The sequence below is a fragment of the Streptomyces sparsus genome (assembly GCF_054776295.1).
Map to the genome: position 1 here is coordinate 1 of NZ_BAAHCA010000540.1, position 3,372 is coordinate 3,372.

The following is a 3,372-nucleotide window of genomic DNA, read 5'->3' on the forward strand; positions in this document are numbered from 1 at the left end:
TCGACGCGCTCGGCGACGACCTGCCGGCCCGCCACCAGCTCGCGCTGGCCTGGCTCGGCTCCTACGCCGAGTCCCGCGCCGTACCGGCCGACGACCTGCCGGAGGCCGCCGCCGTCGAACTGTGCGGGGACGCCTTCCCGCGGCGTGACCTCACCGCGCCCACCGCGACCGCCGTCACCGGGCTGCTCGGCACCCACCCGCGGATCAGCGGCGGTGAACTGGGCCTGCGGCTCGACGAGTTCCTCACCCGCACCGACCGGTTCCGGACCCGCCGCATCCCCGCGCACCGCGCCTACACCCGGGAGCGCAACGCGCTGCTCGCCGCCGAACGCGAGCGGCTGCGGCTGGACGCGTTCCGCCCGAAGGTGATGTCGGCGTTCGTCCGCAACCGCCTCATCGACGAGGTGTACCTGCCGCTCATTGGCGACAACCTCGCCAAGCAGCTCGGCACCGCCGGCACCGACCGGCGTACCGACAGCCAGGGCCTGCTCCTGCTGCTGTCCCCGCCCGGCTACGGCAAGACGACCCTGATGGAGTACGTCGCGGCCCGTCTCGGACTGGTCTTCGTGAAGGTCGACGGGCCGGCGCTGGGCCACCGGACCACCTCGCTGGACCCGGCCGCCGCCCCCGACGCGGCGGCCCGCCGGGAGATCGAGAAGGTCAACTTCGCGCTGGAGATGGGCAACAACGTCTTCCTCTACCTGGACGACGTCCAGCACACCTCACCCGAGCTGCTGCAGAAGTTCATCCCGCTGTGCGACGCGCAGCGCCGCGTCGACGGGGTCGGCACCGCCGACGGCCGCCCGCGCGGCTACGACCTGCGCGGCAAGCGGTTCGCGGTGTGCATGGCCGGCAACCCCTTCACCGAGACCGGTGCCCGCTTCCGCATCCCCGACATGCTCGCCAACCGCGCGGACGTGTGGAACCTGGGCGACGTGCTCTCCGGCCGGGAGGCGGTCTTCGCGCTCAGCCACATCGAGAACGCCCTCACCTCCAACCCGGTGCTGGCCCCGCTCGCCGCCCGCGAGCGCGGCGACATCGACCTGCTGGTGCGGCTGGCGTCCGGTGACGAGTCCGCCCGCGCCGACCGGCTCGCCCACCCCTACTCGCCGATGGACCTGGAGCAGGTCCTGGCCGTGCTGCGCAAGCTGCTGTACGTGCGGCGCACGGTCCTGAAGGTGAACGCCGCCTACATCGCGTCCGCGACCACCGACGACGCCCACCGCACCGCGCCGCCGTTCCGCCTCCAGGGCTCCTACCGCAACACCAACAAGCTGGCCGAGCGCATCGTGCCGGTGATGAACGACCGGGAGCTGGAAGCCCTCATCGACGACCACTACCTGGCCGAGGCGCAGACCCTCACCAGCGGGGCCGAGGCGAACCTGCTGCGGCTGGCCGAACTCCGGGACCGGCTCACCGAGGAGCAGTCCGCACGCTGGACGGAGATCAAGGCCACCTTCACCGGGACCACCGCGGGCTGACGGGCGCCCGGGCGGTGCCCGCCGGGACGCCGACGCGCTTCCGCGACGCCGGAAGCGCGTCCCGTGGCGGGCGGGTGCGTCCGTGGGCGGCTCTGAGGTGCGTCCGCCGGGGGCGGCGGGACGCCATCCGTCGTTCACCCGACCGCCTCCCGGCACCGGCAGGATGCGGCGGGGCGTCGCACGGGCGGATGTATCCTTCAACGGACGCGCGCCGCGAACCGGTGCGGCGGATGTCGGCGGTGGGTCGGAAGCGGAGGTGGTGCGGCCGTGCGCAGCGAACCTCCCAGTCCCGCACCGCGCGGCACCCCTGACCCGCCCGGCTAGCGCTGGGACAGTGAGCAGTGCCCGCGGTATGCCCCCCGGTGTCCCCCGTCGAACCCACCGCTGCGCTGAGGAACCACCCATGCCGTCGTCCCCTCTGCCCGAGGACCTGCACCCCGAGCTGCCCGACTCGCTCCAGGACATACTGGAGAGCCAGCAGCTCCACCTGGCGCTGGAATGGCTGGAGACCCACCCGCCGCACGTCATCGCCGACGAGCTGGCACGGATGGACAACGTCAACGCGGGCATGGCCTTCCGGCTGCTCGACAAGGACCGCGCGCTCACCGTCTTCGAGGAGCTCGAACCGGTCGACCAGCAGCAGATCCTCGAAGGACTGCGCGACCACACCTTCCTGGACATCGTCGAGGGCATGGACCCCGACGACCGGGCCAGGATGCTGCGCGAGGCGCCGGCCAAGGTCGCCAGACGGGTACTCGCCGGACTGAGCACCCACGAACGGCGGATGACCTCGGCACTGCTCGGCTACCCGGAGGGCTCGGTCGGGCGCTACATGACACCCGAGGTCGTGGCGCTGCCCCAGGACCTCACCGTGGGGCAGGCCCTGCGGACCGTCCGGGCGAAGGGCGCCCACGCGGAGACCGTCTACACGCTGCCCGTCGTCGACCACGGACGGCGCCTCACCGGCATCGTCGAACTGCGCGAACTCGTGCTCAGCCCGCCCGACTCGATGGTCGCCGACCTCGTCGTCACCGAGCCCGCCTACGCCCGCGCCACCGACTCCGCGGAGGACGCGGCCCGCCTGATGCGGGACACCAACGACCTCAACCTGGTCGTCGTCGACAGTGAGAACCGCCTGGTCGGGCTGCTCACCTTCGACGACGCGGTCGAGGTGATCGAAGCCGCCGACACCGAGGACGTCGCCCGCCAGTCGGGTGCCGCACCCTGGGCCGGCCACTACATGGCGGCGACCGTCTGGCAGCTGGCCCGGTACCGGGCGCTGTGGCTGTCGCTGCTGCTCGTCGCGGCCACCCTCACCGTCAGCGTCACCCAGGCCTTCGAGGGCACGCTCGAGCAGGTCGCCGCACTGGCCATGTTCATCCCGATGCTGATCGGCGCCGGCGGCAACGCCGGCGCCCAGGCCGCCACCTCCTGCGTGCGCGCACTGGCCGTCGGCGAGGTGCGCGGCTCGGACCTGCTCAAGGTCATATGGCGGGAGTTCCGCGTCGGCCTGGTGCTGGGCAGCCTGCTCGCGGTGCTCGGCCTGATCGTCGGCACGGTCTTCGTCAACGCCCACGTGGCCCTGGTGGTCGGCATCACCCTGGTCGCCATCTGCGGTTGGGCGGCCACCATCGGCGGCACCATGCCGCTGCTCGCCAAGCGGCTGCGCATCGACCCGGCCGTGGTGTCGGCGCCCATGGTCACCACCCTCGTCGACGCTACCGGGCTGATCATCTACTTCATGACCGCCAAACTGGTCCTGGGTGTCTGACCGGGCGCGACGCTGACCGGGCGCCGTCGCGCGCCCACCGTCCGAGGCGCTGCCCCGGTCAGGGCAGCAGGCGGCGCAGCACCAGTCGGGGGGAGCGGCGGACCAGCCACGCGCTGGCCA

The 3,372-nt window shown here is 72.6% G+C and carries 2 protein-coding genes; both read left to right on the forward strand.

What is annotated here, in order from left to right:
* Positions 1-1,481, forward strand: a 1,481-nt coding sequence (locus tag ACYVE9_RS19860) for an AAA family ATPase (RefSeq protein WP_461029234.1), incomplete at its 5' end; no start/stop codon positions are given.
* A 403-nt stretch (positions 1,482-1,884) separates the two neighbouring features.
* Positions 1,885-3,252, forward strand: coding sequence for a magnesium transporter (gene mgtE / locus ACYVE9_RS19865; RefSeq protein ID WP_461029235.1), 1,368 nt, complete (start codon positions 1,885-1,887; stop codon positions 3,250-3,252).
* Positions 3,253-3,372: the final 120 nt, after the last annotated feature.